Raw genomic sequence first — 25,526 nt, forward strand, 5'->3', positions numbered from 1 at the left:
TCGGGCACAAAGTCGCGGTGGTGGGCCGTGGTGCTGGGAGGTGGGCGGACGGCATACGGGAATGATATCGGCAACTAGCCTGTTTGACTCATTGTGAGTTAACCTCACTAATGACAGTCAACAGAAGGGAGAGCACTCATGACAGCCACTCATCATGACGCTCCCAAGGACCCCGCCTCCCGCCTGCCCGGCGGTCGAGGCACCGGCGCAGGCGGCCGCGGAGCCGGAGGCGGGCCGATGAAGATCGACCCGCGGGACCGCGCCCAGCTCGAGATCGCCCCGGTCCCGCTCAAGCGCGTCACTGCCCTCTTCCGCGGCTTCGGCCGCCCCATCGGCATCGTCACCGCGATCATCGTCGCGACGTCCGTCATCTCCATGGCCCAGCCGTTCCTCGTCCGCGAGGTCGTCGACACGGCCATCCCGCAGCAGGACGTGCGCCTGCTCCTCCTGGCCGTCGGCGCAATGGTCGCCGTCGCCGCGACCACGCAGATCCTCGGCGTCGTGCAGACCTGGATGTCCACGGGTGTGGGCCAGCGCGTCATGCACCGCCTCCGCACCGACCTCTTCGCCCACCTGCAGCAGCAGTCGCTGGGCTTCTTCACGCGCACCCGCGCCGGAGAGGTCCAGTCGCGCCTCACCAACGACATCAACGGCATGCAGGGCGTCGTCACGACGACCGCGACCTCGATCGCCTCAAACCTCACGACCGCCGTCGCCACGTCCGTCGCCATGGTCGCCTTGTCCTGGCGCCTGAGCCTCCTCTCGCTCATCGTCATCCCGCCGGCCGTGTGGATGACGCGCAAGGTGGCGCTCATCCGCCGCGAGGTCACCGCTCGCCAGCAGTCGCGCCGCGCCGACCTCAACGTTCAGATCGAGGAGGGCCTGTCCGTCTCGGGTGTGCGCCTCTCCAAGACCCTCGGCGCCGGACGCCGTCACGCCGAACGCTTCGCCACGACGTCCGAGGAGCTCGTCGACCTCGAACTCCGCAGCCAGCTCGCGGGCCGCTGGCGCATGGCCACGATGCAGGTCATCTTCGCGGCCATCCCCGCGATGATTTATCTCATCGCCGGGCTCCCTGCGACCTCCGGTGGCATGACCATCGGGACGCTCATCGCCTTCACCACCCTCCAGGCCGGCGTGTTCCGACCGCTCATGGGACTGCTCAACGTCGGAGCCCAGTGGGTGTCCTCGATGGCCCTGTTCTCAAGGGTTTTCGAATATCTCGACCTCATCCCCGACGTCGCCGCCCCGACCGCACCGGTGGCACTCGACCCGGAACGCGTGCGCGGCGAGATCCGCTTCGAGAACGTCTCCTTCCGGTATGCCGCAGACGCGCCTCTCGCCCTCGACTCCATCTCGGCGGTGGTCCCGGCTGGCGGCTCGCTGGCCCTCGTCGGTCACACCGGCTCGGGCAAGTCGACGCTGGCGTCGCTCGTGGCACGACTGCACGACCCGAGCAGTGGCCGCGTGACGATCGACGGCGTCGATCTGCGAGACCTCGACCCCGAGGAGCTCGCCCGCATCGTCGGTGTCGTGTCGCAGGAGACCTATCTCGTCCACGCGTCGATCCGCGAGAACCTGCTCCTCGCAGCGCCCGATGCCACGGAGGCCGAGTTGTGGCAGGCGCTCGGCGCAGCCCAGGTCGCCGACCTCGTCGCCACCCTGCCCGACGGACTCGACACGGTCGTCGGCGCTCGGGGGCACCGGTTCTCCGGTGGCGAGCAGCAGCGCATCGCCATCGCCCGCACGATCCTGCGCAACCCGAAGGTCCTCGTCCTCGACGAGGCGACCAGTGCCCTCGACAACGACACCGAGCGAGCGGTCCAGAAGGCGCTCGATGAACTCGTCCGCGGCCGCACGACGATCACCATCGCCCACCGGCTCTCGACGATCGAGGACGCCGACGAGATCGCGGTCCTCGACCACGGACGGGTCCTCGAGCGCGGCACCCACTGTGAACTCCTCGCGCTCGGAGGGCGCTACGCGGCCCTCGCCGGTGAGCGGACGGCATACGAGATGTCTGCGGCCTGACTCGACTCTGATCTCGCGCGCGCCACGACGAGCCTCTCGGGTGCGCCGTGGCAGCATCACGACCCATGATGCCGACCATCAGAGCCAGGGGACCCCTCAGCGCCGCCGCAGCGATCACCGCCGCGGCAGCCCTCATGACCTCCGCACCGGCGGGAGCCGTGGGGGCGGTCGGCAAGGCGCGCCCGGCCGAGCCGTTCCGGACGGCGGTGGCAGACCCGAGGCCCGAGTCGGCGCCGCGTCCGGACACGCCTCAGGAGATCCTGAGGGACCGTCAGGGTGCGAGCCAACGCGGAGCGCTCGTGGGGACGATCCCGGAGCGACTCGCCAAGGCGGGCGTCGACCCCGCACTCGGTTCCGGTGTCAGCGCCGTGGTGCTGGACGCGATGACGGGCGAGGTCATCTACAGCCGCAACCCGAGCCTCGCCCTCATGCCGGCCTCCAACGAGAAGCTCAACACCGCGGTCGTGGCCCTGAGGAGCATGGGTGCCAAGAAGACCTTCCGCACGGAGGTGCTGACCGACGCGACGCGAACGACCTTGTGGCTCAAGGGCGGGGGCGACCCCTCACTCCCGGCCACCGAGGTCCGCCGCATGGCCGGGACAGCCCGGGCAGCGCTCGCAGCTGCTGGTCGTACCTCCGTGGCCGTCCGTGTCGACGACTCCCGGTTCCCGGCGCCCACCAACGCCGTCGGGTGGAAGGACAGCTACCTCCCGGGCGACGTCGCCCCGGTCCGGGCCCTGGTCGTCGACGGTCGCAACCTCATGGACACCTCGATGGACGCCGGGGCCGTCTTCCGCAACGAGCTCGTCCGCCTCGGCCTCACCGTGACGTCGCTCGAACGTGAGGTCGCGCCCGCGAGCGCCACGAGGGTGGACCTCGTCAAGTCACCGCCCCTGGCGACGCTTGTGGCCCAGATGCTCAACGGCTCGTCCAACGACTACGCCGAGACCTTCCACCGGCAGTCCTCGCTGTTCGGTGGGCACGGCGCCACGTGGGCGGAGGCGAATGCGCATTCCGTTGCGACACTGAAGTCCGTCGGGGTCAACATGAGTGGGGCGGTCATCGAGGATGGCTCGGGTCTATCGCGGGCTGACCGCATGTCCGGCGCCAACATGGCCAGTGTGCTGCGTGCGATCAGCCAGAACCGTGCCCTCGAGTCGGTCATCTATCGCCACAATGCCCTGCCGACTGCTGGGGTCTCCGGCACCCTGGCGTCCCGATTCGCGCAGCCGGAAACGGTCTGCGCGCGCGGCCGGGTCCGGGCCAAGACGGGTTCGCTCAGCGACGCGGTCGCGCTGTCCGGCACGGCATACGGGGTGGATGGCCGGAAGCGCATCTTCTCCATCATCGAGAACGGCGCAGCCGACAACGCTGCCGCGCGATTCGCGATCGAGCGCTTCGCGACTGCCGCCACCGGATGTGACCCGGCCTGAGCCACCCGTGCACGAATCCTGCTGTGCCACAGACAAACTCGGGGTATGCCGTTCAGCCGGCTGAACGGCATACCCCGAGTTTGTCGTTGGATCGGGACTCAGGCTCCTGAGTTGCTCCCGGCGTGAGCGAGTTCGCGCACGTCCTCGTCGGACTCCACCTCGTCGGGCAGGGCAGCAGTTGCCTGCTCCTCCGCGAGTTGGAGGTGGGACCGGAGCTTGGTGCCCTCGACGTCGAGGTCTGGGAGAGCGCGGTCGAGCCAGCGCGGGATCCACCAGGCGCGGTCGCCGAGCAGGTGCAGGACGGCTGGGGTCAGGGTCATCCGCACGAGGAAGGCGTCGATGGCGACACCGATCGCGAGTCCCAGGCCCATCGGCCGGATCATCGAGAGGTGGGCGAAGACGAAGCCCGCGAAGACCGCGATCATGATGAGCGCCGCGGCCGTGACCACCTTGTAGCCCTGCCGGAATCCGGTGCGGATCGCGGTGCGGCTGTCCTGGCCGTGGGCGCGGGCCTCGTGCATCCCGGAGACGAGGAACATCTGGTAGTCCATCGCGAGACCGAACAGGACGCCGATGAGCAGGGTCGGCATGAAGGGCATGATCGGCCCCGGACGGCTCACCTGGAGCAGGTCGCCGAGCCAGCCCCACTGATAGACCGCGACGACGGCGCCGAAGCTGGCCGCGACGGAGAGCAGGAATCCGGCGGTCGCAACGAGGGGCACGAGCACCGAGCGGAACACCGCCATGAGGAGGATCAGCGACAGACCCACCACGAGCGCGACATAGAGCGGCAGCGCTGCGGCGAGGCGTTCGGAGATCTCGATGTTGGCGACGGTCTGGCCGGTGATCCCCAGCTCCGTCCCGGCGGGCATGCGGTCGCTGAGCTCGCGCATCTCGTGGACGAGTTCGGTCGTCGCCTCACTCGTCGGTCCCTCGAGTGGCACGACCTGGAACGCGAGCGTGTCGCGGTCCTCGCTCACACCGAACGCGACGACGCGCTCGACACCGACGAGGTTGTAGAGCTGGCGGCCGTAGCTGTTCTGCGTCTTCGCGAGGTCTTCCTCGGCCACGGGCTCGTCGAAGGAGACCATCGCGATGACGGGCCCGTTGGAACCGGCGCCGAACTCCCGCTCGATCATCGTGTAGGAGTGGAAGGCGCTGGAGTCCCTGGGCTCGCTGCTGCCGTCGGGGAGCCCGAGACGCAGTGACATCGCAGGCGCCGCGAGCAGCCCGATGGCGACGACGGTGAGGACGATGGCCCGCCACGGGCGGTTGGTCACGAGGACGGCCCACCGGCCGGATCCGCGCCCCGTCACGGGAGCGTCGAGGTCGTCGGCGCTGGCGTTGGCCCGGCCGTCTTCGTACTTGCGCCAAGTGCGCTTCGAGATGACGCGCCGTCCGATGAGGCTGAGCACGGCGGGCGTCACGGTGAGGGCGACGAGCACCGTCATCGCGACGGTTCCGGCGGCGACCAGCCCCATCTGGGCGAGGATCGGCAGGCCCGACACGGTGAGGGCGGCCAGCGCGATGACGACGGTGGTGCCGGCCACGACGACCGCGTTGCCCGCGGTGCCGTTGGCCAAGCCGATCGAGTGCTGCAGTGGCACGCCGTCGAGCAGCTGCTGGCGGTGCCGATTGACGATGAAGAGGGCGTAGTCGATGCCCACGGCAAGTCCGAGCATGAGCGCCAGGGCGGGCGTCATCGAGTTCATGTCGAAGAACGCGGTGGCGGCCATGGCCGCGAGGAGCCCGGCGCCCACGCCGACGAGGGCGACGAGCAGCGGCAGGCCGGCGGCGATGAGGGTGCCGAGCATGATGATGAGCACGGCCGCGGCAATGGCGAACCCGATGACCTCACCGATCCCGACGATGCTGCGGGTCTGGAGGATGTCGGCGCTGTAGTCGACGCGCAGGCCGTGCTTCGTGAGTCCGGTGCCGATCTCGGGGACCTGTGAGCGGATCTCGGGGGAGAGCTGCGGAATCGCGGTGTCGTACTGGATCTGCAGCATGGCGCCGCCGCCACCCTTGGTGACGAACCGCAGGCCGTCGCTGAGCCCCAGGGTCGTCTGGCCTTCTGCGAGCTGGACGCGTGCATCGGCGAGCTGCTTCTCACCCTCGTCGAGGTCGGCCTTGATGCCCGCGTTGCCCTTGACCCGCGCGGGGATCTCGTAGCGCAGCACACGGGCCGCCTCGCTCTGCCCCTGCCCCGCGGCCTCGAGCTCCGCGAGTTCGGCACGTGCGGCGGCGAGGTCCTTCTGGCCCTCGGCGTGGATCCACTGGCCCTGTTGGAGCTTGTATTCGGCGTCCTTGAACTCCTTGAGTCCGGCCTCGACCCGGGCGCGCCCATCGTCGATCTGCGCTTGGTACTCAAACGGATTCATCACCGACTGGACGTGAGGAGCCTTCTCCCACTTGGCAATCGTCGCTTCGATCGCCGTGCGCTGGGCCGCCGTGATCGGGCCGCTCTCGCTCTCGATCGTGATCGTGCCGATGCCGCCGGCGGCGCGGGGGATTTCCTGCCCGAGCGTCTTGAGAACCGACGCGAACTCGGCGCCCGGAATGCTGATCGCAGAGGTGGGGGGGCTGGCGACGGCTGCCATGGTGCCGCCGAGACCGCCGAGGACGACGACCCAGGCCACCAATGTGAGCCAGGCATGTCGGGCGGCGAGGCGCCCGAGGCGATAGAGGAACAGGGCCATATCAGATCTCCGAGCTCGGGATGTCAGCCAGGGTGGAGGCCCCGCTGAACGTGATGAACAGGTGCGCAAAGGCCTGCCGGAGCAGGTCGAGGTGGAGTTGGCGGGTTCGGTCGTTGACGACGCCGTGCGACTGGCCGAGCCAGACCATCGTGGCGACGTGGCCTGCGCCCATGACGGCTTGCGCGACGACCTGGGCGGCCATCGGATCGGTCCACGGGCCGCCCCGCGCGGTGAGGGCTTCGGCCACTTGCGAGACCTCGGATGCCTGTGCTTCGGCGAGGAAGAACCGAGCGGCGGGAGAGCTGGAGGCTTGGCCGAAGACGATCGCGGCCGTCTCGAGGAGTTCGGGCCCGAAGGGCTCACTGAGGATGGCGGCGAGGGACTCCTGAACGTCCTCGTCGGTCGGGCGCTCGCAGAAGCGGTCGACCAGCCCGGCGATGGTGGCGCGCATGCGCTCCTGGAGGACGAGCTCGACGCGCGGGTAGTAGTTGAAGAACGTGCGCCGCGACACCTCTGCCCGCTCGGCGATGGCCTCGGCCGTGACCGCGTCGAAGCCCTTCTCGGCGACGAGGTCCCACGCGGCCTGCTCCAGGCGCTTGGTGGTGCGTTCGCGGTTGCGTGCGCGCAGCCCGTCGGTCGCCTCGGAGTTCTCGCTCATGAGGAGAACATAGACCCAAGGTGCACCGCAGTGCAAGATTGCTGAAGTGTGCAGTAATGCACACCGGTGTATGTCTTGCCTGTGCGGCCTCGGTGGGATCCTGACCATCGCTATCGCGCAAGTTCACCGTGCAGGAATCGTCCAATTGGGTGAGTTCGGCACGGGCGGGGGCGACCTCCCTCCAACCCCGTGGCTCTGGGGAGTCTTGGATTCGAGACGGTATGCCGTGTGCGCGCCTCGCGCGGACGGCATACCTGCGGTGTGCTTGTCGCATGACGGACACCCACGCCCAGAAGCACGCGGTCACGGTCGGAGGCGAGCGCCTGAGCATCGCCGACGTCGTGCGCGTCGCGCGCCACGGAGCTCAGATCGAACTCAGCCCCACCGCTCTCGACTCGGTCCGCGCGACCCGCGGCACGATCGAGGGACTGGCCAGCGACACGGTCCCGCACTACGGGGTGTCCACCGGGTTCGGCGCTCTCGCGACGCGGCACATCCCGGCGGATCTGCGCGCCCAACTGCAGCGCTCGCTGGTGCGCTCGCACGCGGCCGGGGCCGGCCCCGAGGTCGAGCGCGAGGTCGTGCGCGCGCTCATGCTGCTCCGCATCAACACCCTGGCCACCGGTCGCACCGGAGTGCGTGGTGAAACGCTGGAGACCTATGTCGCCATCCTCAACGCGGGGATCACGCCGGTCGTGCACGAATACGGCTCGCTCGGCTGCTCCGGCGACCTGGCGCCGCTGTCGCACTGCGCGCTCGCGCTCATGGGCGAAGGGCTGGTGCGCGACCTCGACGGTGAGGTCATGGAGGCCGGAGACGCGCTGAGCGCTGCCGGCATCACCCCCGTCGAGCTCGCCGAGAAGGAGGGTCTCGCCCTCATCAACGGCACCGACGGCATGCTCGGCATGCTCTGCCTCGCCATCACCGACCTGCGCCAGCTCGTGACGACGGCCGACATTGCCGCAGCCATGTCGGTCGAGGGGCTCATGGGCTCGGACGACGTGTTCGCCGCCGACCTGCAGGCGCTCCGCCCGCAGCCGGGACAGGCACGATCCGCGGAGAACATGCGAAAGGTGTTGTCCGACAGCCCCATTCGCGAGTCTCACCGCGACGCCGAATCGGACACGCGCGTTCAGGACGCCTATTCGCTCCGCTGCGCGCCGCAGGTCGCGGGGGGAGTGCGCGACACGATCGACCATGCCGCTCGCGTCGCCGAGTGGGAGCTCGCTTCGGCCATCGACAACCCCGTCGTCACGCTCGACGGGCGCGTCCAGTCCAACGGCAACTTCCACGGCGCCCCGGTCGCCTATGTGCTCGACTTCCTCTCGATCGTGGCCGCCGACCTGGCCTCGATCTCCGAGCGACGCACCGACCGGTTCCTCGACAAGGCGCGCAACCACGGGCTGCCGCCCTTCCTCGCCGACGACCCCGGTGTCGACTCGGGGCTGATGATCGCGCAATACACCCAGGCCGCGATGGTGTCCGAGATGAAGCGCCTCGCCAACCCGGCGAGTGTCGACTCGATCCCGAGCAGCGCCATGCAGGAGGACCACGTGTCGATGGGCTGGTCGGCTGCGCGCAAGCTCCGTCGCTCGGTCGACGCGCTCACCCGAGTCCTGGCCATCGAACTGGTAGCGGCCTCCCGCGGGATCCAGCTGCGCGCACCCCTCCAGCCGGCACCCGCATCGGGGTCGGTCATCGCGGCGCTCGCCGAGGTCGGCAACGTCGCCCCGGGGCCCGACCGGTTCCTCGCTCCCGACCTGGAGGCGGCCTACGAGGCCGTCCTCGACGGCACCGTCGTCACCGCGGCCGAGAAGATCACCGGCCGGCTGAACTGAGACTTGGCGCACGGCATACGAGCAGGAATCCCTTGCCGAGGTCCGCGACGTGCGGAAGGGTGAATCCGCACGCACTCAGATCCGGTTCGAGCGCAAGGGGTCCTGCCGTGTCCGCCATCGTTGTCACCGGCCCGCACATCGACGGGCAGGACGAGATCCTCACGCCCGAGGCCATGGATCTCCTGGCCGGACTGCATCGGGAGTTCGCGGCCAGGCGCGACGAGCTCCTGGCCGCACGACATCAGCGACGCGAAGCGATCTCTCGCACAGGCACCTTGGATTTCCTGCCTGAGACGGCCGCAGTGCGCGAGGCCGATTGGGAGGTGGCGCCTGCGCCGGCAGACCTGCGCGACCGCCGGGTCGAGATCACCGGGCCCACGGACCGCAAGATGGCGATCAACGCGCTCAACTCCGGGGCCAAGGTGTGGCTCGCCGACTTCGAGGATGCCAACACACCCCACTGGCGCAACGTCATCGGCGGCCAGCTCACCCTGCGCGACGCCGTCCGCCGCACCATCGAACTGACGACGCCCGAGGGCAAGCACTATGCGCTCCAGGACCCCGACAACACCCCGGTCATCATGCCGCGGCCACGCGGGTGGCACCTCGACGAGGCGCACCTCAGCCTTGACGGCGAACCGCTCGTCGGCGGACTCGTCGACTTCGGGCTCTATGTCGTCCACAACGCGCGCGAGCTCGTCCAGCAGGGCAGGGGTCCCTATTTCTACCTCCCCAAGATGGAGTCGCACCTCGAGGCCCGGCTGTGGAACGACGTCTTCGTGTGGACCCAGGACCGGCTGGGCATCCCGCAGGGAACCATCCGCGCCACCGTCCTCATCGAGACCATCATGGCGGCCTTCGAGATGGACGAGATCCTCCATGAGTTGCGCGACCACGCCGGCGGCCTCAACGCCGGCCGCTGGGACTACCTCTTCAGCATCATCAAGAACTTCCGTGACGCCCCCGGTGACCACACGCTCCCCGACCGCAACGCCGTGACGATGAACGCCCCGATGATGAAGGCCTACTCGGACCTCCTCGTGCAGACCTGCCACCGCCGCGGCGCCTTCGCCATGGGCGGCATGGCGGCGTTCATCCCCTCACGCCGCGACGAGGGGGTCAACCGGGTCGCGTTCGAGAAGGTGCGGGCCGACAAGACCAGGGAGGCGCAGGCCGGGTTCGATGGGTCCTGGGTCGCCCACCCCGACCTCGTGCCGGTGTGTGCCGAGATCTTCGGCAGCGTCCTCGATGGCGACAACCAACTCGACCGTCAGCGCGACGACGCCTCCGTCACCGCCGCTGACCTGCTGGCCCTCGACCAGACCCCCGGCGAACGGACCGAGGCTGGTCTACGCGGCAATGTCGAGGTCGGCATCACCTATCTCGCGGCCTGGCTCTCCGGCAACGGCGCCGCCGCCATCCACAACCTCATGGAGGACGCCGCCACCGCAGAGATCTCGCGCTCGCAGATCTGGCAGTGGACGCACAACGGCGCCACGCTCGACACCGGCGAGACGGTCACCCGCGAGCTCGTCGAGCGGATCGTGGAGGAGGAGTATGCCGGGCTGGTCGAGTCGGGCGCCTACGCCGCGCACCTTCCGCTGGCGCGTGAGCTCTTCGTGCGCACAGCGCTGGACGACGACTACGCGGACTTCCTGACGATCCCGGCATACGCCGAAATCATCCGCGCAGGTGAGTGAGCGGGTCAGGTCGAGCGATCAGTCCTCGAGGCTCTGTCGCGACGCCCGTGCGAGCCGCACGATGAGGTCCTCCGGGACCGGTTTGCTCGGCGCGAAGGTGATGCCGGTCTTCGTTGCCTTGAAGCCCGCCGCCGTGATCTGTTCGGCGTGTTCGGCGATGGCGGGGCCGAGGAAATACACCCCGCATTGCTTGGTGAACGCGGCATAGCTCGCGACGACCGTGCCGCCGACACTGAAGCCGGGCAGGTTGTAGGCGACCATCTCCTCCGCCTCCGGCAGGGCCTGCGCCAGCAGCGTGCGCAGCCGCTCCAGCGCGGGCCGGAAGGTCTCGGGTGCCGCAGCGATGTAGGCGTCGTGGTCGGCGACCGTCGTCATGGTGGTGTCTCGCTCCTCATTCCGCATGCTTCGAGGCTGAAGCAGCTCAGATGAACTGGCGACTCAGCGTCGCATGCCGGTTGACGTCCTTGTAGAGCAGATAGCGGAACCGCCCGGGGCCACCGGCGTAGCAGGCCTGGGGACAGAACGCCCGCAGCCACATGAAGTCACCGGCCTCGACCTCGACCCAGTCCTCGTTGAGCAGATAGACGGCCTTGCCCTCGAGGACATAGAGGCCGTGCTCCATCACGTGGGTCTCGGGGAAGGGGATCGTGCCTCCCGGCTCGAAGTTCACGATGTTGACGTGCATGTCGTGCCGGATGTCCGTGGGGTCGACGAAACGTTGCGTCGTCCAGGCGCCGTCCGTTCCGGGCATCTCGACGCCCTCCACGTCGGCCTCGGAGGTGACGAACGCCGACGGCACGTCGATGCCGTCGACCCGCTGGTACGCCTTGCGGATCCAGTGGAAATTCGCGACCTCGTCGCCGCGGTTGTGCAGAGTCCAGTCGCTGCCGGGTGGGATGAAGGCATACCCGCCGGGCGCGATCGGATGCACCTCGTCGCCCAGAGTGAGTTCGAGCGTCCCGGCCACGACGAAGAGCACACCTTCGGCGCCGGGATCGAGCTCGGGCCGATCCGACCCACCGCCGGGCGAGACCTCGACGAGGTACTGGCTGAACGTCTCGGCGAAGCCGCTGAGCGGCCGCGCGATGACCCACATCCGCATGCCCTCCCAGAAGGGGAGCAACGACGTGACGATGTCGGTCATCGTGCCCTTCGCCAGGACGGCATACGCCGTCGTGAAACGAGCCCGATCGGTCGTGAGCTGGGTCTGCGGCGGCAAGCCGCCCTGGGGCACGTGGTAGGAGCTGGTCATCGCTGTCCTCTCGTGAGCAGTCGGCCGCCGGGAGCGCTGTCGTTCGTGATCCGTATGCCGTGCAGCCAGGTCTGGCGTACCTGTCCGGTCAGGTGGTGGTCGGCCCAGGCCGACACGGGGTTCCTGTGGTGGAGGGCGGACACGTCCACATCCCACTCCTCGTCGGGGGCGAAGACGACGAAGTCGGCGTCTGCCCCGACGGCGAGCCGGCCCTTGTGGTGCAGCCCGACCCGGTCCGCCGTGGCGGTCGCCATCCACCGCACCACGTCGGCGAGGGTGTGTCCGCGCTCGCGGGCCGCGCTCCACATGGCGGGAAGCCCGACCTGGAGCGAGGCGATGCCTCCCCAAGCCAGCCCGAAGTCGCCGGCGTCGAACTGTTTGAGGTCCGCGGTGGAGGGCGAGTGGTCGGACACGACGAAGTCGATGTCACTCGCGGCAAGTCCCGCCCACAGGGCGTCCTGGTTCGCGTGGTCGCGAATCGGTGGGCAGCACTTGAACGAGGTGGCGCCGTCGGCGATGTGCTCGGCGTCCAGGGCCAAGTAGTGCGGGCAGGACTCGACGGTGACGTCCAGCCCTTCGGCCCGGGCAGCGCGCAGGCTCGCCAGCGCGCTGGCACTCGACAGGTGCACGACGTGCGACCGCCCGCCCGTCTCGCGGGTCACGTCGATGACCTGAGCGATCGCCACGTCCTCGGCGGTCGGCGGGCGGGAGGCGAGGAAGTCGCCATAGACGCGACCGCTTGCTGGAGTGGCCGCAGCCAGCGTCCCGGCGTCCTCGGCATGCACGATGAGCAGCGCCCCCAGCCGCGCGGTCTCGGTCATCGCCGTCCTGAACTGGTCGGCGTCCAACGGTGGGAACTCCTCCACCCCGGAGTCGGCGAGGAAGCACTTGAACCCGAAGACTCCGGCCTCGTGCAGCGCTTCGAGGTCGCCGAGGTGGTCCGGCACCGCACCGCCCCAGAAGCCGACATCGACGCGGACCTGGGGTGCAGCGACCTCACGCTTGATCCGCAGCGCGTCGACCGTCACCGTCGACGGGATGCTGTTGAGCGGCATGTCGATGATCGTCGTCACGCCACCGGCAGCCGCGGCCCGGGTGGCGCTGTCGAAGCCCTCCCACTCGGTCCGGCCGGGCTCGTTGACGTGGACGTGGGTGTCCACGAGTCCCGGCAGGAGAACCTCGTCGTCGGCCAAGTCGACGATCTGGGATCCCTTGCCAGAGAACGTGTCCAAGGCCCCGATCGCGACGATGCGCCCCCCGCGCACGGACACCACGGCGGACTGCTCCCGGCCGTCGATGATGGCGCGCGGTGCCCTGATGACCAGATCACCCTCCACGCCAAGCATCGTGGTCAGCTGCCGCGGTAGGTCGAGTAGCCGAAGGGGCTGAGGAGCAGGGGCACGTGGAAGTGCTCGGTGCCGTCGCTGATCGTGAAGGCGACGGTCACCTGCGGATAGAAGCCGCGGACACCGGACTGCGCGAAGTACGCGCCCGTGGCGAAGGTCAGGACGTAGTCCCCGGCCTCGAGCACCTCGGGCCCGAGCGCGCCGACCCGTCCGTCGGCGTCGGTCGTCGCCTTCGCCAACTCCGTGCCATCCGTCGTCGTGAGTGTGACCGCCACCCCGGCGGCAGGGTGTCCGAGCGACGTGTCGAGGACGTGTGTGCTGAGCGTTCCCACGGGCTACACCACCTGTTCGAGTCGTAGCAGGGCGATCTGGCGGAGGTTGTCGACCACCTCGGCCCGCTCCACCTCATCATCGTTGCGCAGACGCCGTTCGAGTTCGGCGAGAATCTCCGGCGCACTGCGGCCGGCCGCCCGAATGAGGAACACGCGGTCAAACCGCTTCTCGTATGCCGTGTTGCCGGCTCTCAGACGTTCCGCCACCTCTGTGTCCCTGTCGTCAACGGCAGCTTGCTCGCGGGCCGACGCTTCGATGTTGTGACCGGCCCGGGCGCGTTCACCGATGCGGGGGTGACCGGCGAGAGCCGACTCCAACTCGGTGTCGGTGAGCCGGCGCGCGGCACGATCGGCCGTGTCGAGCAGAACGTGCCGAACGGCATACGGTCGTCCGTTTTCAACCTCGTCGACCCAGCGAGCGACATCGAGGCAGGCGGCGAGCGCGCGCTTCGCCTCAGCCGGATCGAGAGCGTTGAAGCGCTCGAGACGCTGCTGCTCGGACATCCCTGGACCTCCTGATCAGATGAACCCAGGCACGGCGGTCCACGCCGAGCCCGGGTCCGACGCGTCGTCACGGGAGACGGTGGCCTCGATGAGCCCGTAGGGCCGATCGGCAGCAATGAAGACCTCACCGTTGTTCTCGACGCCGAACGGTGACAGGTCATAGAGGAAGTGGTGCTTGTTGGGCGCGGAGAACCGGATCTCGGCCACCTCGGGGTGTGCCCCGAGGACTTCATCTCCCATGACGAAGAGCGTCTCCTGCAGCGCCCGGCTGTGGGTTCGGGCAAAGGCCGCGAGCAGAATCGAGCGGACGCTCCCGTAGGTGCCGTCCCAGTCGAAGCCCTCCACGTCCCCGATCGTGTCGAGGTCGTAGCGCCACCGGGCGGTGAGCGAGGTCGCCAGGACGCGGTCGTCCGCTTCCGGCAGGGTCGTGTAGCCGTCCTTGAGGAAGCCCTTGAACTCGGACCCCGTGGACTTCAACACGACGAGGTCCTGCAGGCCGCCGAGGACCCAGAGCCGCTGGTCCGCGCCGCGCCCCTCGACGGTCACAACGCAGGTGCGGGTCTCGGTGCCACCGCGCACGAAGCTGTGGTCGTGCTCGCGGCCATCCACTGTGATGCGGTCCCAGGCGTACTCCTCGACCCGGATCTGCGCGGCAGTGGCTGCGGGCGCGGCGTCGAGGAAGTGGGTGCCGAGGGCGAGGGCGTAGTCCTCGGGCGACGTGACGCCGTGCTCCTTGGCGTAGGCGAACGCGGTGTTCTTCTGGGTGTCGGTCGGGAGGATCTTGGTCTGGTCGCCGGTGGTGTGTGCCTCGTCGAAGTCACCCCGCAAGGAGGTCGAGACGTTGAGGTCGCGGATCTCGTGCCGGTCGGTGTCGCGATAGATCCGGACGACGCGATTCTCCGCCTTGCCGTACTGGTTCGATCCGAGGTGGGTGGGCATGCTGCCAGTGTTCACGATCTGGTGGGTCTGGCGAGCGTCATGAGCGAGTGCTCGTCCAGGCCGGTGCCGGACTCGACCTCGTGGGCTGTGATCGCGCCGCACTCGCGACCTCTGCCAATGAAGTCACTGAGGGCTCGGGCTGTGGCGGGCTCGTCCTGCACGCTGCCACCGACCTGTGCGAGGTAGTCACGCAGCCTGCGTGCAGCGCGCTCGAATCCGTTGCGGTAGAACGCAAACGTCGCGGCATACCTGGTGGGCAACTGCGCTGGGTGGAGGTCCCAACCCTGGTAGTAGCCGCGCTCGAGCGAGCGGCCGACCAGTCGGTGGTGCAGCCGCCACGCGGCGCGCACCGTCTCGTCGTCCCCCACCGGAAGGATGTTGGTGGACCCGTCGGAGAGCCGCACTCCCGTTCCCGCCGCTGCCGCCTGCATCACGAGCTTCGCGTGGTCGGCGACGGGGTGCTCCAGCGACTGGTACTCGGCGGCAATGCCGGAATACGCGCTGTAGTCGTAGGTCCCGTAGTGGAAGGACGTGACCCTGCCTGCGCCCGCCTGGATCATCGGCGCTACGAGAGCGGTGCCGTCGGGTCCGAGGATGGATTGCGGTGTCTCGACCTGGATTTCGAACTGCAGAATTCCCGCAGCCAGGTCGAGGACGGACTCGAGCCGCTCACTCACGTGGACCATCGCGCGCACCTGGTCGACGCTCGTCACCTTGGGCAGGGTCGTGACGAACCGGTCGAGCGAACCGCCGTTCGCGACGACCTCGGAGACGAAGCCGACGAGGGTTCGCACGCTGCGCGCTCGGGTGGGCGCTTCAAAAGACTTGAACCGTATGCCGTGCAGTTCCGTTGCCGTGCCGCGCGACTGGGCGTCGGCGAGCGCCCGCGCGGCACGGGTGACGTCGGCGTCCTCGACGTCGTCGCCACGGTTGCCGTAGCCGTCCTCGAAATCGATGCGCAGGTCCTCGATCGGCTCCGACGCAAGTTTGGCGCGCACGAGGTCGCTCACCGTGTCATCGGCGACGAGGTCGTGCCAGGTGTCGAGGTGGGCATCGATGGTTTCGAGCGCTTCGGTTCCCCAGTGGCGCGCGATGTCGGCGGTGAAGCGATCGGCAGGGACATAGACGGTATGGATCGGCTGGCGACCGGGCCGCTCCCCGGGGAAGCGCGCGGCGAGTTCGGCGTCGGCCGCGGCCAGCTGCGCGTCGAGCTCGGCCGTGAGCTCGGCGATGAGGCGAGGGTCGACAGCGTCCACAGGGCACTCCTGGATGGGGATCCCTTCCGATGAGGGGAGCGTATCCGCCCCGACACGGCTACGAAGGGCGACTGATTGCCCGTTCGGCCAGTTCGTCGCTGCCCTCCTCGCTGGCCGAACGGGCAATCAGTCGCCGGCCGGGTCTGGTATCCGAGACGGGATTGCCGGTCGTGCCCCTCGGTGCGCGGCGCTGCGGGTGTCCAATGAAGGTGCGGAACGGCATACACGTTCTCTCGTCTTTGTCGTCGTCAGACCCGTCGTCGCCAGCCCTGTTCTTTGTCCCAGGAGGATCCATGCAAGGTGCACGCCCCGTTCGAGCCCCGCGAGGCACGTCGCTGACCCACGCGACCCACTGGGGTGCCGAGGCGCCGCTGCGGATGCTCATGAACAACCTCGACCCCGAGAACGCCGAGCGCCCCGACGACCTCGTCGTCTACGGCGGCACCGGTCGTGCCGCCCGCGACTGGGCCAGCTTCGACGCGATGGTCCGCACCCTGAGCACCCTCAAGCAGGACGAGACGATGCTCGTCCAGTCGGGCAAGCCGGTCGGCGTCATGCAGACCCACGAGTGGGCGCCGCGCGTCCTCCTCGCCAACTCCAACCTCGTCGGCGACTGGGCGAACTGGCCCGAGTTCCGCCGACTCGAGCAGCTCGGCCTCACGATGTACGGCCAGATGACCGCAGGATCCTGGATCTACATCGGCACGCAGGGCATCGTCCAGGGGACCTACGAGACGTTCGCGGCCATCGCGGAGAAGCGATTCAACGGAACCCTCGCCGGAACGCTCACCCTGACCGGCGGCTGCGGTGGCATGGGTGGTGCGCAGCCCCTGGCCGTCACCCTCAACGGCGGCGCCTGCCTCATCGTCGACGTCGACGAGTCGCGACTCCGTCGCCGCGTCGAGCACCGCTACCTCGACGAGGTGGCCGACAACCTCGACGAGGCCATCGACAAGGCGATCGCGGCCAAGGACGCAAAGCGCGGCTGGTCCGTCGGCGTCGTCGGCAACGCAGCGGAGGTCTTCCCCGAACTGCTTCGCCGTGGTGTGGCCATCGACATCGTCACCGACCAGACGAGCGCCCACGACCCGCTTTCCTATCTGCCAGAAGGCATTTCGCTCGAGGACTGGCCGGAGTATGCCGCCAAGAAGCCTGAGGAGTTCACCGACCGAGCCCGCGCCTCGATGGCCAAGCACGTCCAGGCCATGGTCGAGTTCCAGGACGCCGGTGCCGAGGTCTTCGACTACGGCAACTCCATCCGCGACGAGGCGCGTCAGGGCGGCTACGACCGCGCGTTCGAATTCCCCGGCTTCGTCCCTGCCTACATCCGCCCGCTGTTCTGCGAGGGCAAGGGCCCGTTCCGTTGGGCCGCGCTCTCGGGTGACCCCAAGGACATCGCCGCCACCGACCGTGCAGTGCTCGACCTCTTCCCCGACAACGACCGTCTGCACAAGTGGATCAAGGGCGCCCAGGAGCGAATTGCGTTCCAGGGCTTGCCTGCTCGCATTTGCTGGCTCGGTCAGGGTGAGCGTGACAAGGCCGGTCTGGCCTTCAACGAACTCGTCCGCACCGGCGAGGTGAGTGCACCCATCGTCATCGGCCGCGACCACCTTGACACCGGCTCCGTCGCGAGCCCCTATCGCGAGACCGAGGCCATGGCCGACGGCTCCGACGCCATCGCCGACTGGCCGCTCCTCAACGCCCTCGTCAACACCTCGAGCGGGGCGAGTTGGGTCTCGATCCACCACGGCGGCGGCGTCGGCATGGGTCGTTCGATCCACGCCGGGCAGGTGTCCCTTGCGGACGGCACGGAACTCGCCGCCCAGAAGCTCGCCCGTGTCCTCAGCAATGACCCCGCGATGGGCGTCATTCGGCACGTCGACGCCGGCTACGACATCGCCGAGCGCACCGCGGACGATCAGCGCATCCGCATCCCGATGCGCGAGGGCTGAGTCCCAGCCCACAGACAACGGCGAGGGTATGCCGGGTGCTCGCCACCCGGCATACCCTCGCCTCTGGTTCAGCGGGCCGCAGGCCAGCTTCGCCATGCCGGGTCGAGCGGCGCGTCGGAGGGGCGCATGGCGGACTCCGGCACCGCCACACTGCGCCACGTCAGGCCGCGGTCAAGACTGGCGTGGAGATAGTGGGTGCTGGGCCCGCCCTCTGCACGAACGCGTTCGATGAAGGCGATGGTGGTGGGGTCGCCGTCGGCGATCCACATGCCGCTGTCGGGTGCGCGAAGCGGGACGGTGACCTTCATCGGCGTCCGATCGCGGAACACCCAGGCGGTTCGTCCGTCACCCGCCAGCCCCCACCAACCCTGCTCATTGGACTTGGACCAGGTGGCGTCGCTGTCCGGGAGGTCGATCTGCGCGATCGTGGCACTCTTCGGATCCACGACGCAGGGGCAGGTCCAGTTCTCGTGACTGCCGGCGACGAACCAGCCGGTGAGGCCGGGACTCGCGGGCACCTTGGTGGGGAGTTCCCGGAGCTCCAGCGCTGTGCGACCGGGAGTGACGATGAGTGACGGAGGCGCACCTGGGCCGCTGTTCAGCAGGATGCCGGAAGGAACGTAGACCTGGCCCGTCTCCAGCCGCTCCACCCCGGGTTCCATGCTCACCCAGGGGGTCTGAATCACTTGGTCGATCCAGAAGGGGAGGGTCGCAAGATCGAGGGGGGCCAACTCCCGACTGTTGCGGTCGAAAGTGCACGTGTCGAAACGGCAGGGCACGAGCGTCAACCCCGGCCGCGGCAGCGACGGGGTGCCGTCGATGGGCAGGAGCCGTGGCTTCTCAAGGTGAGCAGAGACGGTGTAGACGCCCTTACCGTCGCCACAGATCGGGCAGTAGACGATGAACTCGCCGCGGCCCAGGTAGGCCACAGACCCGAGCGACTCGTTTGGCCCCGTCAGGACGTAGGTCTGGTGGGTACCTCCGGGGCCCGTCACCCGATACACAACGCGACACTCTCCCGCTCCGGGGGCCACCCCTGGGTCGCCCGGACAGGCCTGGTGTGCCGTGAGCGTTGCCGCGACGCCGTCATCGGAAAGAGTGGAATCTGCCGGGTCCCCGCCGAACGCCGCAATCTCTTCGGGCGACAGCGACGACACCGGGGTCGGGGTGGGGTTGACCGCCGGCAAGGTGCCCCGGTCCGTGGCAGGTCCACCCGCCACCAGGACGTAGATGGCCATGAAGGCAGCAGCTGACAGCGCGAGAGTGCTGCTGACCCGCAGTCTCGCTCGCCGCTGGGCGACGCGTTCGAGTTCGGCTAGGTCGCGCGGCACGATGTCTCGCTCGAGGCTCGTGGCGTAGGACCGAAGGTCAGACATGGTCGGCCTCCTCGGAGATGCGCAGGTCGTTCCCGAGTTGTTCGCGGGCGCGGGCGAGGCGTGACTTCACTGTCCCCACGGGTAGGCCGAGTTGGGTCGCGATCGCCTCGATGGGCTGGTCGGCGAGGTGGTGCAGGACGACGACGGTGCGCCACTCCGGCTTGAGGCGGGCGAGGGCGTCCGCGACGGCGAGCCGTTCTGGTGTGGGCTCGACCGGCCGGACTGGGCCGGGGACCTTCGGCAGGAGCCGGCGCAGCACAGCGGATCGGTGCCAGCGCGTGCGCTGGGTGTTGATTGCGACGGTGCGCAGCCACGCCTCGGGGTTGTCGATCAGGTCGAAGCGAGCTCCTTGTCGGATGCCCTTGACGAACGCCTCCTGCACCGCATCCTCGGCCTCTTCCTGGGAGCCGGTGATGACGATGAGTTGGGCCACCAAACGTGAGTAGGACGCGTCGTAGATCGCCGACAGCGCCTCGCTTGCCGCCATGGCCGCACCTCCGTCTCTGGTGTCGACGAGAACTCGACACCTCAACGACCATCGAGCAGGCGGTCCGGTTCCCGGACCTCCTGAATTTCATGGTCCTCCGCCCGGATCGGCGCCGGCGCCGGTTCGCGGGAACTCCCGGCCACGACGCAAAGGCGCGGTATGCCGGGTGCTCACCACCCGGCATACCGAGCCTGTCCTTCAGGCACCTTCGCAAGCCCTAGGGTTCCCAGCGTGACGACACGAGTGCGCATGGGGGTCATCGGGCTGGGCGCGATGGGGAGCGAGCTGCTCAGTGCCGCCGTGGACCACCCGGAGGTCGAGGTGGTGGCGGTGGCCGACATCTCCGCCGACGTGGTCGATCGGCTGTTGCGGGAGCATCCGGGCCTTCGGGGCGGAACGGACCCCGACGCGGTGGCGACCGCTTCGCAGGTGGATGCGGTCTACATCGCCACACCTCCGGCCTTCCATGCGGCGCTCGCGGAGCGGGCGATGCGGGCTGGCAAGCACGTGTTCTGCGAGAAGCCCCTCGCCGTCGACCTCGCTGAAGGCGAGGCCATGGTTGCCCTTGCCGCCGAGACCGGGCTCGTCGGCGCAGTGAACTTCGCGCTCGCGGACCGGGCGGCGGCACTTGAGGTCGAGCGAGCCCTCCAAGCCGGCGAGGTCGGTGCCGTCGAGTCGGTGACGATCCGGCTGGCCTTCCCTGAGTGGCCGCGCGAGTTCCAGCGTGACGCGGCGTGGCTCGCCCGCGGCGAGCAGGGCGGATTCGTGCGAGAAGTGTTCTCCCACTTCGCTTTCGTCACGGACCGGCTACTCGGACCGCTCACCCTCGAGAGCGCGACGGTTGACCGTCCCGCGCCCGCCGACGCGGAGACGCGGGTGGAGGCGGGCTTCACTGCTGCGGGTGTTCCTGTGGTTCTGCAGGGTGAGGTGAAGGTCGGGCTCGCGGAGACCTATGAGTGGGAGATCGTCGGTGCCCGCCGGTCTTACCGCCTCACGAACTGGGGGGACCTCAGCGCCTCCGACGGCGAGGGCTGGACTCTCGTGGACCCGCCCGGGGCGCGTGGCTCCGAAGCGACACGGCTCTCGGCCTTTGCCAACGCCGTGCGCGGCGAGGGGCTCGTCAACCTCGCCGACTTCGCTGCCGCGCTGCGGGTCCAGCGTGTCGTCGAAGGGGTACTCGCGTCCCGCTGATTTCACCTCATCGCCGTTGGGCGCTCGGCAAGGACCGTTCGTCACGTTGGCGAGCCGCCCGGCGATATAGGCGCAAAGTCACATTGTCAGCGGCCTCCGGCCGCCTCTAAGTTACCGACGCGTAGGACCTGCGATCCCCTGTCGCCGGTCTGCACAACGGTCAAGGAGGACCAGTGACACAACGACGTGTCTTTTCCGGCGTGGCGACTCTTGCGGTCGCAGCGCTCGCGGCGACCAGCATCGCCGTCGCACCCAGCGCCCAGGCGGCCGATCCGGCCCCGCCCACGGGCAACGTTTTTGCCAGCGACCTCGAGTGGGTCTCGGCGACCAACGGGTGGGGGCCCGTCGAGAAGGACAAGTCCAACGGTGAGGACCGGGCCGGCGACGGCCGCAACCAATACATCGAGCAGTGGTACACCAAGGGTCTCGGAGTCCACTCCGACTCGGTGATCCGCTACCACCTCGGCGGCAACTGCGAGAAGTTCGTCTCGGACGTCGGCCTCGACTATGAGGTCGGCAACAAGGGCTCGGTGACGTTCACCGTGGTCGCCGACGGGCTCTCGGTCGCCCAGACGCCAGTCCTCACGGGAGCGTCGAAGACGTCCAGGATCCTCGCTGACATCGACGGCGCGACCTATGTCGATCTCGTCGTGGGCAGCGCCGGTGACGACATCCACCAGGACCACGCCAACTGGGCCGGTGCGAGGTTCGAGTGCAGCGGCGACGGTGTCCGCGCGCCGCAGGTCGTCCCCACGGCACCGGAGGCGGCCACTTTCGCCAGTGACCTCGAGTGGGAGAGCGCCTCCAACGCCAAGGGCCCGGTCGAGCGCGACCGCTCCAACGGTCAGGAGGCCGCCGGGGACGGTGGTGCGCTCAGGATCGGCGGCACGACCTACACCAAGGGTCTGGGAACCTTCGGGAAGTCCCGGATCCGCTACTACACCGGCGGGAAGTGCAACACCTTCACCGCCAAGGTGGGCATCGACGACGTGACCTATTACGGCACCGCGTCGTTCCACCTCTACGCCGACGGCCTGCAGGTCGCGTCGACGACCCGGCTCACCGGCGGGCACGCACCCCAGGCGTTCTCGGCCAACATCGAGGGCGCGGCCTACGTCGACCTCGTGGTGCAGGAGCTGGACTACGGCACCGACAACGACTTCGCCGACTGGGCCGACGCGAAGTTCTGGTGCGGCAACGACGCCACCGGTGACGCGTTCTACGCCAACCCGGCGAACCTCCCGACCGCGAACGGTGCCGTCGTCCGGACCGAACCGTCGCAGTTCTGGACGCTGTTCAAGGCGAGCAACGCCAACTCCACCGCGACCCGGATCATGTACAAGACCACTGACGGTCGCGGCAACGACATCCCCGTGACCGGCCAGGTCGTCGTGCCCAAGACGGCGTGGACCGGCCCCGGTCCGCGACCTCTCGTCGCATTCGCCGTCGGCACGCAGGGTGTCGGTGACTCGTGTGCACCGTCGAAGCTCACGCCCAAGGGTCTCGAGTACGAGACCATCTTCATGGCGGGCCTCCTCAACCGTGGATACGCCCTCGTGGCAACGGATTACGAAGGCCTCGGCACGGCGGGCATGCACACCTACATGAACCGTGAGACTCAGGGCCACGCCGTCCTCGACTCGCTCCGGGCTGCGGTCACGGTGGCAGGCCTGCCGGCGAACACGCCAATGGCGATCACCGGCTACTCGCAGGGTGGTGGTGCGTCCGCCGCCGCGGCCGAACTCGCCCCGACCTATGCGCCCGAACTCAAGCTCGTCGGCGCCGTCGCCGGCGGGACACCCGGTGACCTCCGCATCGTCGCGAACAACCTCGACCGCACGATCTACGTCGGGTTCCTCGCCTACGCGACGCTGGGCCTGTCGGCGGAGTACGACATGGACCTCGACGCGCTGCTCAACTCCCGGGGCAAGGCGTTCATGGATGACGTCTCCACCGAGTGCGTGCCGGAGACGCTCTTCACCCACGCGTGGGCGAACACGGCGAACTTCACGCTCGACGGCCGCTCCCTGCCGCAGACGATCGACGACCCGCAGTGGGCCTCGATCGTCGAGGAGCAGAAGATCGGGGTCGGGCGCGCGCCGGCGGTCCCCACGCTCCTGACGCACTCCCGCTACGACGACGTCATCCCGTTCGAAGCGGGTCGTGGTGTCGGACTGCGCTGGTGTGACCAGGGCGCCCAGGTGGCGTTCAAGTCGAGCGTCGCACCCGGTCACGTCGGCGGCGCCATGACGAGCGCGACCGCGGCGGCGTCCTTCCTCGAGGACCGCTTCGCCGGCAAGCCGTTCACCTCCGGTTGCGGAACCTTCTGATCCCAGCCACAGACCAAGGCGGGGTATGCCGTGTGCTCGCGACACGGCATACCCCGCCTTTGTCGTTGGTCACCGAACGACGACTCAGCCGGCCTTGGGCCAGGTTCGCCAGCTGGACGGGAGACGGCCGACGTCGATGTCCGCCTGCGTCACCGTGTCCGGGACGGTGAAGACGCGCCAGGACCTCCCGAGGTCGAGGCTGGCGTGGAGCCTGTTGCCGCTCGGGGTGATCGCGTAGTACGTCATCGCGTCGCTGGTGCCGCCGTCAGCGAGGGTGACGTGCCCCGACGACGAGTCGAGCTGGTGGCGATGCTCGGCTCCGTTGCGGTCGACCCAGACCGCCGTCGATTTCTGACCAGCTGAGTCGCCATCCTCAATGAGGAGACCCCAGAATCCAGCCCGGGTGTTGTGCGCCCACTGAACACCCGGTCCGAACGGTAGGTCGATGGGGTGGAGGGTGCGGGTCTTGAGTTCGAGGCGGCAGAGCCGTTGTTCCTCCGGCACGCAGGGAACCCACCGGACGCCACGTGTGGGGCGGATGCTGTCGCCGAGGGCCACGGGAGCGGGAGCACGCATCGACGCCGATACCAGCAGCGGCCCACTCGAATCACCTGTCGGACCGATCCACTCGGGGATGTAGTAAGCGTCGTTGTCCAGTGGGATCACGGGGCCGAACCGGGCGTCCAGTTGGCCGTCAGGGGTGGGCCACCCGTTCGCGAGCCAGTCGCCACTGACGTACTCACTGAGCCAGCGGGGGAGGGCTGCGGGGTCGAGGTACTCCAGCCGCTTCTTGGGAAGGTCGACGACGCACGCCGCCGCACCGTAGGGGACGACGCACGGAGCGAGACGGCGCCCCGGACCGGGACCCCCGGCAGTCTCGGCAACCGTCAGGGTGGTCAGGGTCATCGAGCCGCCGTCGACGAGGAAGGCGTCGATCGGGCCGGCTGCGCCCGTGATGCTTTCGCGAACGTACGCATGGAGGAACAACCCCTCGCCGAGGAGGATGGGATTGGCGTGCGGCCCTGCCGCCTCGGTGAGCAGTTCGTCACCATCGTTCGCGATCACCCAGATGGCACGACAGTTCTTGCCGAACTCCTCGAAGGGGTTCTGGTCTTCCGGGCACGCAGCCACGAGCTGCACCGAGGCAGTTCGCCCGGGATCCGCCGACACGAGATCGCTGTATGGCTGGCCCTGGCTACGGACCTCGTCGAGGGACAACGATGCGAGCGGACGCGGCTCAGTCGTGGCTGTCGAACCTGAGCCTGAACTCGAGGGCCGCGGCGAGGTTTTCGCGGTCCCCCCACGCTCGTCCGGCATGAGCACGAAGAGGGCGACAGCGAGGGCCGCGAACCCGGCGACGGTCGTCAGGCCGAACCGGCGGCGGGAGCGAGTCTCCTCCTGGATCCCGGTCATGGCGGTCATCCTGTCAGTGCAGCGTCAGTCGTCCATCCATGGTCCTCCGCATGCCTCGGCCTCGACAGTGGTTTCGCAAGGATCAGCGGGTGAGGATCCGCCACTGCCTCCAGTCCGGGGAGAGCACCCCGGCGCGGACGTGCGGCTCGGCAGAGGTCGGAACGACGCGCTCCTGCCAGGTCGCGCCCCAGTCCGTGCTGATGTGCAGCATCGCCGAGAGCGGCCCCTCTGCCTGCGCCCGCACGGCGTAGACCGAGATGGCTCCGTCGAGGCCATTGGCCACGACGCCGATGACGGACTGTCCGGGATCACTGATCTGGTGCCGATGTTTCTGGCCCCTGGAGTCGACCCAGACTGCGTCCAACCGTGCGGCGTCGCACCCGGCGACTGCCGCGACGCCCCACAGCCCGTCGCGGCCCTCCTGGCCCCAGCGAGTCGATTCCACAACCGCGCCCGGCCCGACTGGTCCGGTCGAGAACTTGGCGAGGCCCGGTGGCCGGGGGTCCGGCCGACGTGGAACCCGTGGACTCGGTGCGCGGGTGCATGCCGGCTCGATGAGACCCACGCTGGGGGACGAGCCGGCCGCCACGGACGGGCTCGACTGAACGTTGGGGGAGTGCTGCTCGCCGCCGGATGAGCCGAGCGTCAAGGCGAACGCGATGGCGAGCAGTGCGATGGCGCCCCAACTGATCGCCCGGGTGGTTCGTGGATCTGAGCCGTCGAACCACCCGGAGACCTTGTCCCAGTCCGGATTGGGCATCCCTTCCATGGCTGCTCCGCATGGCGATG

Annotated in this window: 20 protein-coding genes; 7 read left to right on the plus strand and 13 right to left on the minus strand. The window is 68.8% G+C overall.

Annotated elements, in window-relative coordinates; all coding sequences use genetic code 11:
- The first annotated feature begins 138 nt into the window (after positions 1-138).
- Positions 139-2,031: an ABC transporter ATP-binding protein gene (locus N802_RS03105; protein ID WP_425402457.1), complete on the plus strand. Its 1,893-nt coding sequence runs from the start codon at positions 139-141 to the stop codon at positions 2,029-2,031.
- 65 nt (positions 2,032-2,096) lie between these two features.
- Positions 2,097-3,464, plus strand: coding sequence for a D-alanyl-D-alanine carboxypeptidase/D-alanyl-D-alanine endopeptidase (dacB, locus tag N802_RS03110; RefSeq protein ID WP_052109372.1), 1,368 nt, complete (start codon positions 2,097-2,099; stop codon positions 3,462-3,464).
- A gap of 98 nt (positions 3,465-3,562) precedes the next feature.
- Here dacB and N802_RS03115 read toward each other — a convergent pair whose 3' ends face one another.
- Positions 3,563-6,163 (minus strand): MMPL family transporter, encoded by a 2,601-nt coding sequence (locus N802_RS03115; RefSeq protein ID WP_035912141.1) that lies wholly within the window; start codon positions 6,161-6,163, stop codon positions 3,563-3,565.
- Position 6,164: 1 nt separating this feature from the next.
- Entirely contained in the window at positions 6,165-6,821 is a 657-nt protein-coding gene (locus N802_RS03120) for a TetR/AcrR family transcriptional regulator (protein WP_035912143.1), read from the minus strand.
- A 272-nt stretch (positions 6,822-7,093) separates the two neighbouring features.
- Between N802_RS03120 and hutH the strand changes: the two genes are divergently transcribed.
- Positions 7,094-8,659, plus strand: a complete 1,566-nt coding sequence (hutH, locus tag N802_RS03125; RefSeq protein ID WP_035912147.1) for a histidine ammonia-lyase — start codon at positions 7,094-7,096, stop codon at positions 8,657-8,659.
- A gap of 107 nt (positions 8,660-8,766) precedes the next feature.
- Positions 8,767-10,359, plus strand: a complete 1,593-nt coding sequence (gene aceB / locus N802_RS03130) for a malate synthase A (protein WP_035912150.1) — start codon at positions 8,767-8,769, stop codon at positions 10,357-10,359.
- An 18-nt stretch (positions 10,360-10,377) separates the two neighbouring features.
- On the opposite strand, the gene N802_RS03135 is transcribed toward aceB, so the two are convergent.
- The 7 genes from N802_RS03135 to N802_RS03165 are packed head-to-tail and all read right to left on the minus strand — an operon-like array spanning position 10,378 to position 15,988.
- A complete protein-coding gene (locus N802_RS03135) occupies positions 10,378-10,761 on the minus strand; it encodes an iron chaperone (protein ID WP_245613808.1) in 384 nt (127 codons plus the stop codon).
- A gap of 19 nt (positions 10,762-10,780) precedes the next feature.
- Positions 10,781-11,611, minus strand: coding sequence for a bifunctional allantoicase/(S)-ureidoglycine aminohydrolase (locus N802_RS03140; protein ID WP_035912155.1), 831 nt, complete (start codon positions 11,609-11,611; stop codon positions 10,781-10,783).
- A complete protein-coding gene (gene allB, locus N802_RS03145; protein ID WP_035912158.1) occupies positions 11,608-12,957 on the minus strand; it encodes an allantoinase AllB in 1,350 nt (449 codons plus the stop codon). The genes N802_RS03140 and allB overlap by 4 nt, the downstream gene beginning before the upstream one ends.
- Positions 12,958-12,962: 5 nt before the next feature.
- A complete protein-coding gene (gene uraH, locus N802_RS03150) occupies positions 12,963-13,289 on the minus strand; it encodes a hydroxyisourate hydrolase (RefSeq protein ID WP_035912161.1) in 327 nt (108 codons plus the stop codon).
- A gap of 3 nt (positions 13,290-13,292) precedes the next feature.
- Entirely contained in the window at positions 13,293-13,793 is a 501-nt protein-coding gene (gene uraD, locus N802_RS03155) for a 2-oxo-4-hydroxy-4-carboxy-5-ureidoimidazoline decarboxylase (RefSeq protein ID WP_035912164.1), read from the minus strand.
- 15 nt (positions 13,794-13,808) lie between these two features.
- Positions 13,809-14,732 (minus strand): factor-independent urate hydroxylase, encoded by a 924-nt coding sequence (gene pucL, locus N802_RS03160; protein ID WP_035912789.1) that lies wholly within the window; start codon positions 14,730-14,732, stop codon positions 13,809-13,811.
- Positions 14,733-14,743: 11 nt separating this feature from the next.
- Positions 14,744-15,988 (minus strand): DUF6986 family protein, encoded by a 1,245-nt coding sequence (locus N802_RS03165; protein WP_035912168.1) that lies wholly within the window; start codon positions 15,986-15,988, stop codon positions 14,744-14,746.
- A 293-nt stretch (positions 15,989-16,281) separates the two neighbouring features.
- On the opposite strand from N802_RS03165, the gene hutU reads away from it, so the two are divergent.
- Entirely contained in the window at positions 16,282-17,940 is a 1,659-nt protein-coding gene (gene hutU, locus N802_RS03170) for a urocanate hydratase (RefSeq protein ID WP_035912170.1), read from the plus strand.
- A 68-nt stretch (positions 17,941-18,008) separates the two neighbouring features.
- On the opposite strand, the gene N802_RS03175 is transcribed toward hutU, so the two are convergent.
- Positions 18,009-19,316 (minus strand): hypothetical protein, encoded by a 1,308-nt coding sequence (locus N802_RS03175; protein ID WP_035912173.1) that lies wholly within the window; start codon positions 19,314-19,316, stop codon positions 18,009-18,011.
- Positions 19,309-19,803 (minus strand): RNA polymerase sigma factor, encoded by a 495-nt coding sequence (locus N802_RS03180; RefSeq protein WP_035912177.1) that lies wholly within the window; start codon positions 19,801-19,803, stop codon positions 19,309-19,311. The genes N802_RS03175 and N802_RS03180 overlap by 8 nt, the downstream gene beginning before the upstream one ends.
- A gap of 231 nt (positions 19,804-20,034) precedes the next feature.
- On the opposite strand from N802_RS03180, the gene N802_RS03185 reads away from it, so the two are divergent.
- Positions 20,035-20,994 (plus strand): Gfo/Idh/MocA family protein, encoded by a 960-nt coding sequence (locus N802_RS03185; RefSeq protein WP_211254333.1) that lies wholly within the window; start codon positions 20,035-20,037, stop codon positions 20,992-20,994.
- A gap of 173 nt (positions 20,995-21,167) precedes the next feature.
- Positions 21,168-23,324 carry an NPCBM/NEW2 domain-containing protein gene (locus N802_RS19255; RefSeq protein ID WP_084071841.1) on the plus strand — a complete coding sequence of 719 codons (2,157 nt, stop codon included), beginning with the start codon at positions 21,168-21,170 and terminating at the stop codon, positions 23,322-23,324.
- Positions 23,325-23,408: 84 nt separating this feature from the next.
- Here N802_RS19255 and N802_RS03195 read toward each other — a convergent pair whose 3' ends face one another.
- Both N802_RS03195 and N802_RS03200 read right to left on the minus strand, forming a co-directional pair.
- The gene (locus N802_RS03195) at positions 23,409-24,737 is read right to left on the minus strand and encodes a hypothetical protein (RefSeq protein ID WP_156971256.1); all 1,329 of its coding nucleotides are present in this window, start codon (positions 24,735-24,737) and stop codon (positions 23,409-23,411) included.
- Between the two features lie 82 nt (positions 24,738-24,819).
- Positions 24,820-25,506 (minus strand): hypothetical protein, encoded by a 687-nt coding sequence (locus tag N802_RS03200; protein WP_035912185.1) that lies wholly within the window; start codon positions 25,504-25,506, stop codon positions 24,820-24,822.
- Positions 25,507-25,526 lie beyond the last annotated feature (20 nt).

This window comes from Knoellia sinensis KCTC 19936 (assembly GCF_000768705.1).
Taxonomy (GTDB): domain Bacteria; phylum Actinomycetota; class Actinomycetes; order Actinomycetales; family Dermatophilaceae; genus Knoellia; species Knoellia sinensis.

What these genes read in the sequence shown, in the direction of transcription:
- N802_RS03105 (WP_425402457.1), top strand. Translation starts at nt 139, where the DNA reads ATGACAGCCACTCATCATGACGCTCCCAAGGACCCCGCCTCCCGCCTG.
- dacB (WP_052109372.1), top strand. Translation starts at nt 2,097, where the DNA reads ATGATGCCGACCATCAGAGCCAGGGGACCCCTCAGCGCCGCCGCAGCG.
- N802_RS03115 (WP_035912141.1), bottom strand. Translation starts at nt 6,163, where the DNA reads ATGGCCCTGTTCCTCTATCGCCTCGGGCGCCTCGCCGCCCGACATGCC.
- N802_RS03120 (WP_035912143.1), bottom strand. Translation starts at nt 6,821, where the DNA reads ATGAGCGAGAACTCCGAGGCGACCGACGGGCTGCGCGCACGCAACCGC.
- hutH (WP_035912147.1), top strand. Translation starts at nt 7,094, where the DNA reads ATGACGGACACCCACGCCCAGAAGCACGCGGTCACGGTCGGAGGCGAG.
- N802_RS03135 (WP_245613808.1), bottom strand. Translation starts at nt 10,761, where the DNA reads ATGCGGAATGAGGAGCGAGACACCACCATGACGACGGTCGCCGACCAC.
- N802_RS03140 (WP_035912155.1), bottom strand. Translation starts at nt 11,611, where the DNA reads ATGACCAGCTCCTACCACGTGCCCCAGGGCGGCTTGCCGCCGCAGACC.
- allB (WP_035912158.1), bottom strand. Translation starts at nt 12,957, where the DNA reads ATGCTTGGCGTGGAGGGTGATCTGGTCATCAGGGCACCGCGCGCCATC.
- uraD (WP_035912164.1), bottom strand. Translation starts at nt 13,793, where the DNA reads ATGTCCGAGCAGCAGCGTCTCGAGCGCTTCAACGCTCTCGATCCGGCT.
- pucL (WP_035912789.1), bottom strand. Translation starts at nt 14,732, where the DNA reads ATGCCCACCCACCTCGGATCGAACCAGTACGGCAAGGCGGAGAATCGC.
- hutU (WP_035912170.1), top strand. Translation starts at nt 16,282, where the DNA reads ATGCAAGGTGCACGCCCCGTTCGAGCCCCGCGAGGCACGTCGCTGACC.
- N802_RS03175 (WP_035912173.1), bottom strand. Translation starts at nt 19,316, where the DNA reads ATGTCTGACCTTCGGTCCTACGCCACGAGCCTCGAGCGAGACATCGTG.
- N802_RS03180 (WP_035912177.1), bottom strand. Translation starts at nt 19,803, where the DNA reads ATGGCGGCAAGCGAGGCGCTGTCGGCGATCTACGACGCGTCCTACTCA.
- N802_RS03195 (WP_156971256.1), bottom strand. Translation starts at nt 24,737, where the DNA reads ATGACCGGGATCCAGGAGGAGACTCGCTCCCGCCGCCGGTTCGGCCTG.
- N802_RS03200 (WP_035912185.1), bottom strand. Translation starts at nt 25,506, where the DNA reads ATGGAAGGGATGCCCAATCCGGACTGGGACAAGGTCTCCGGGTGGTTC.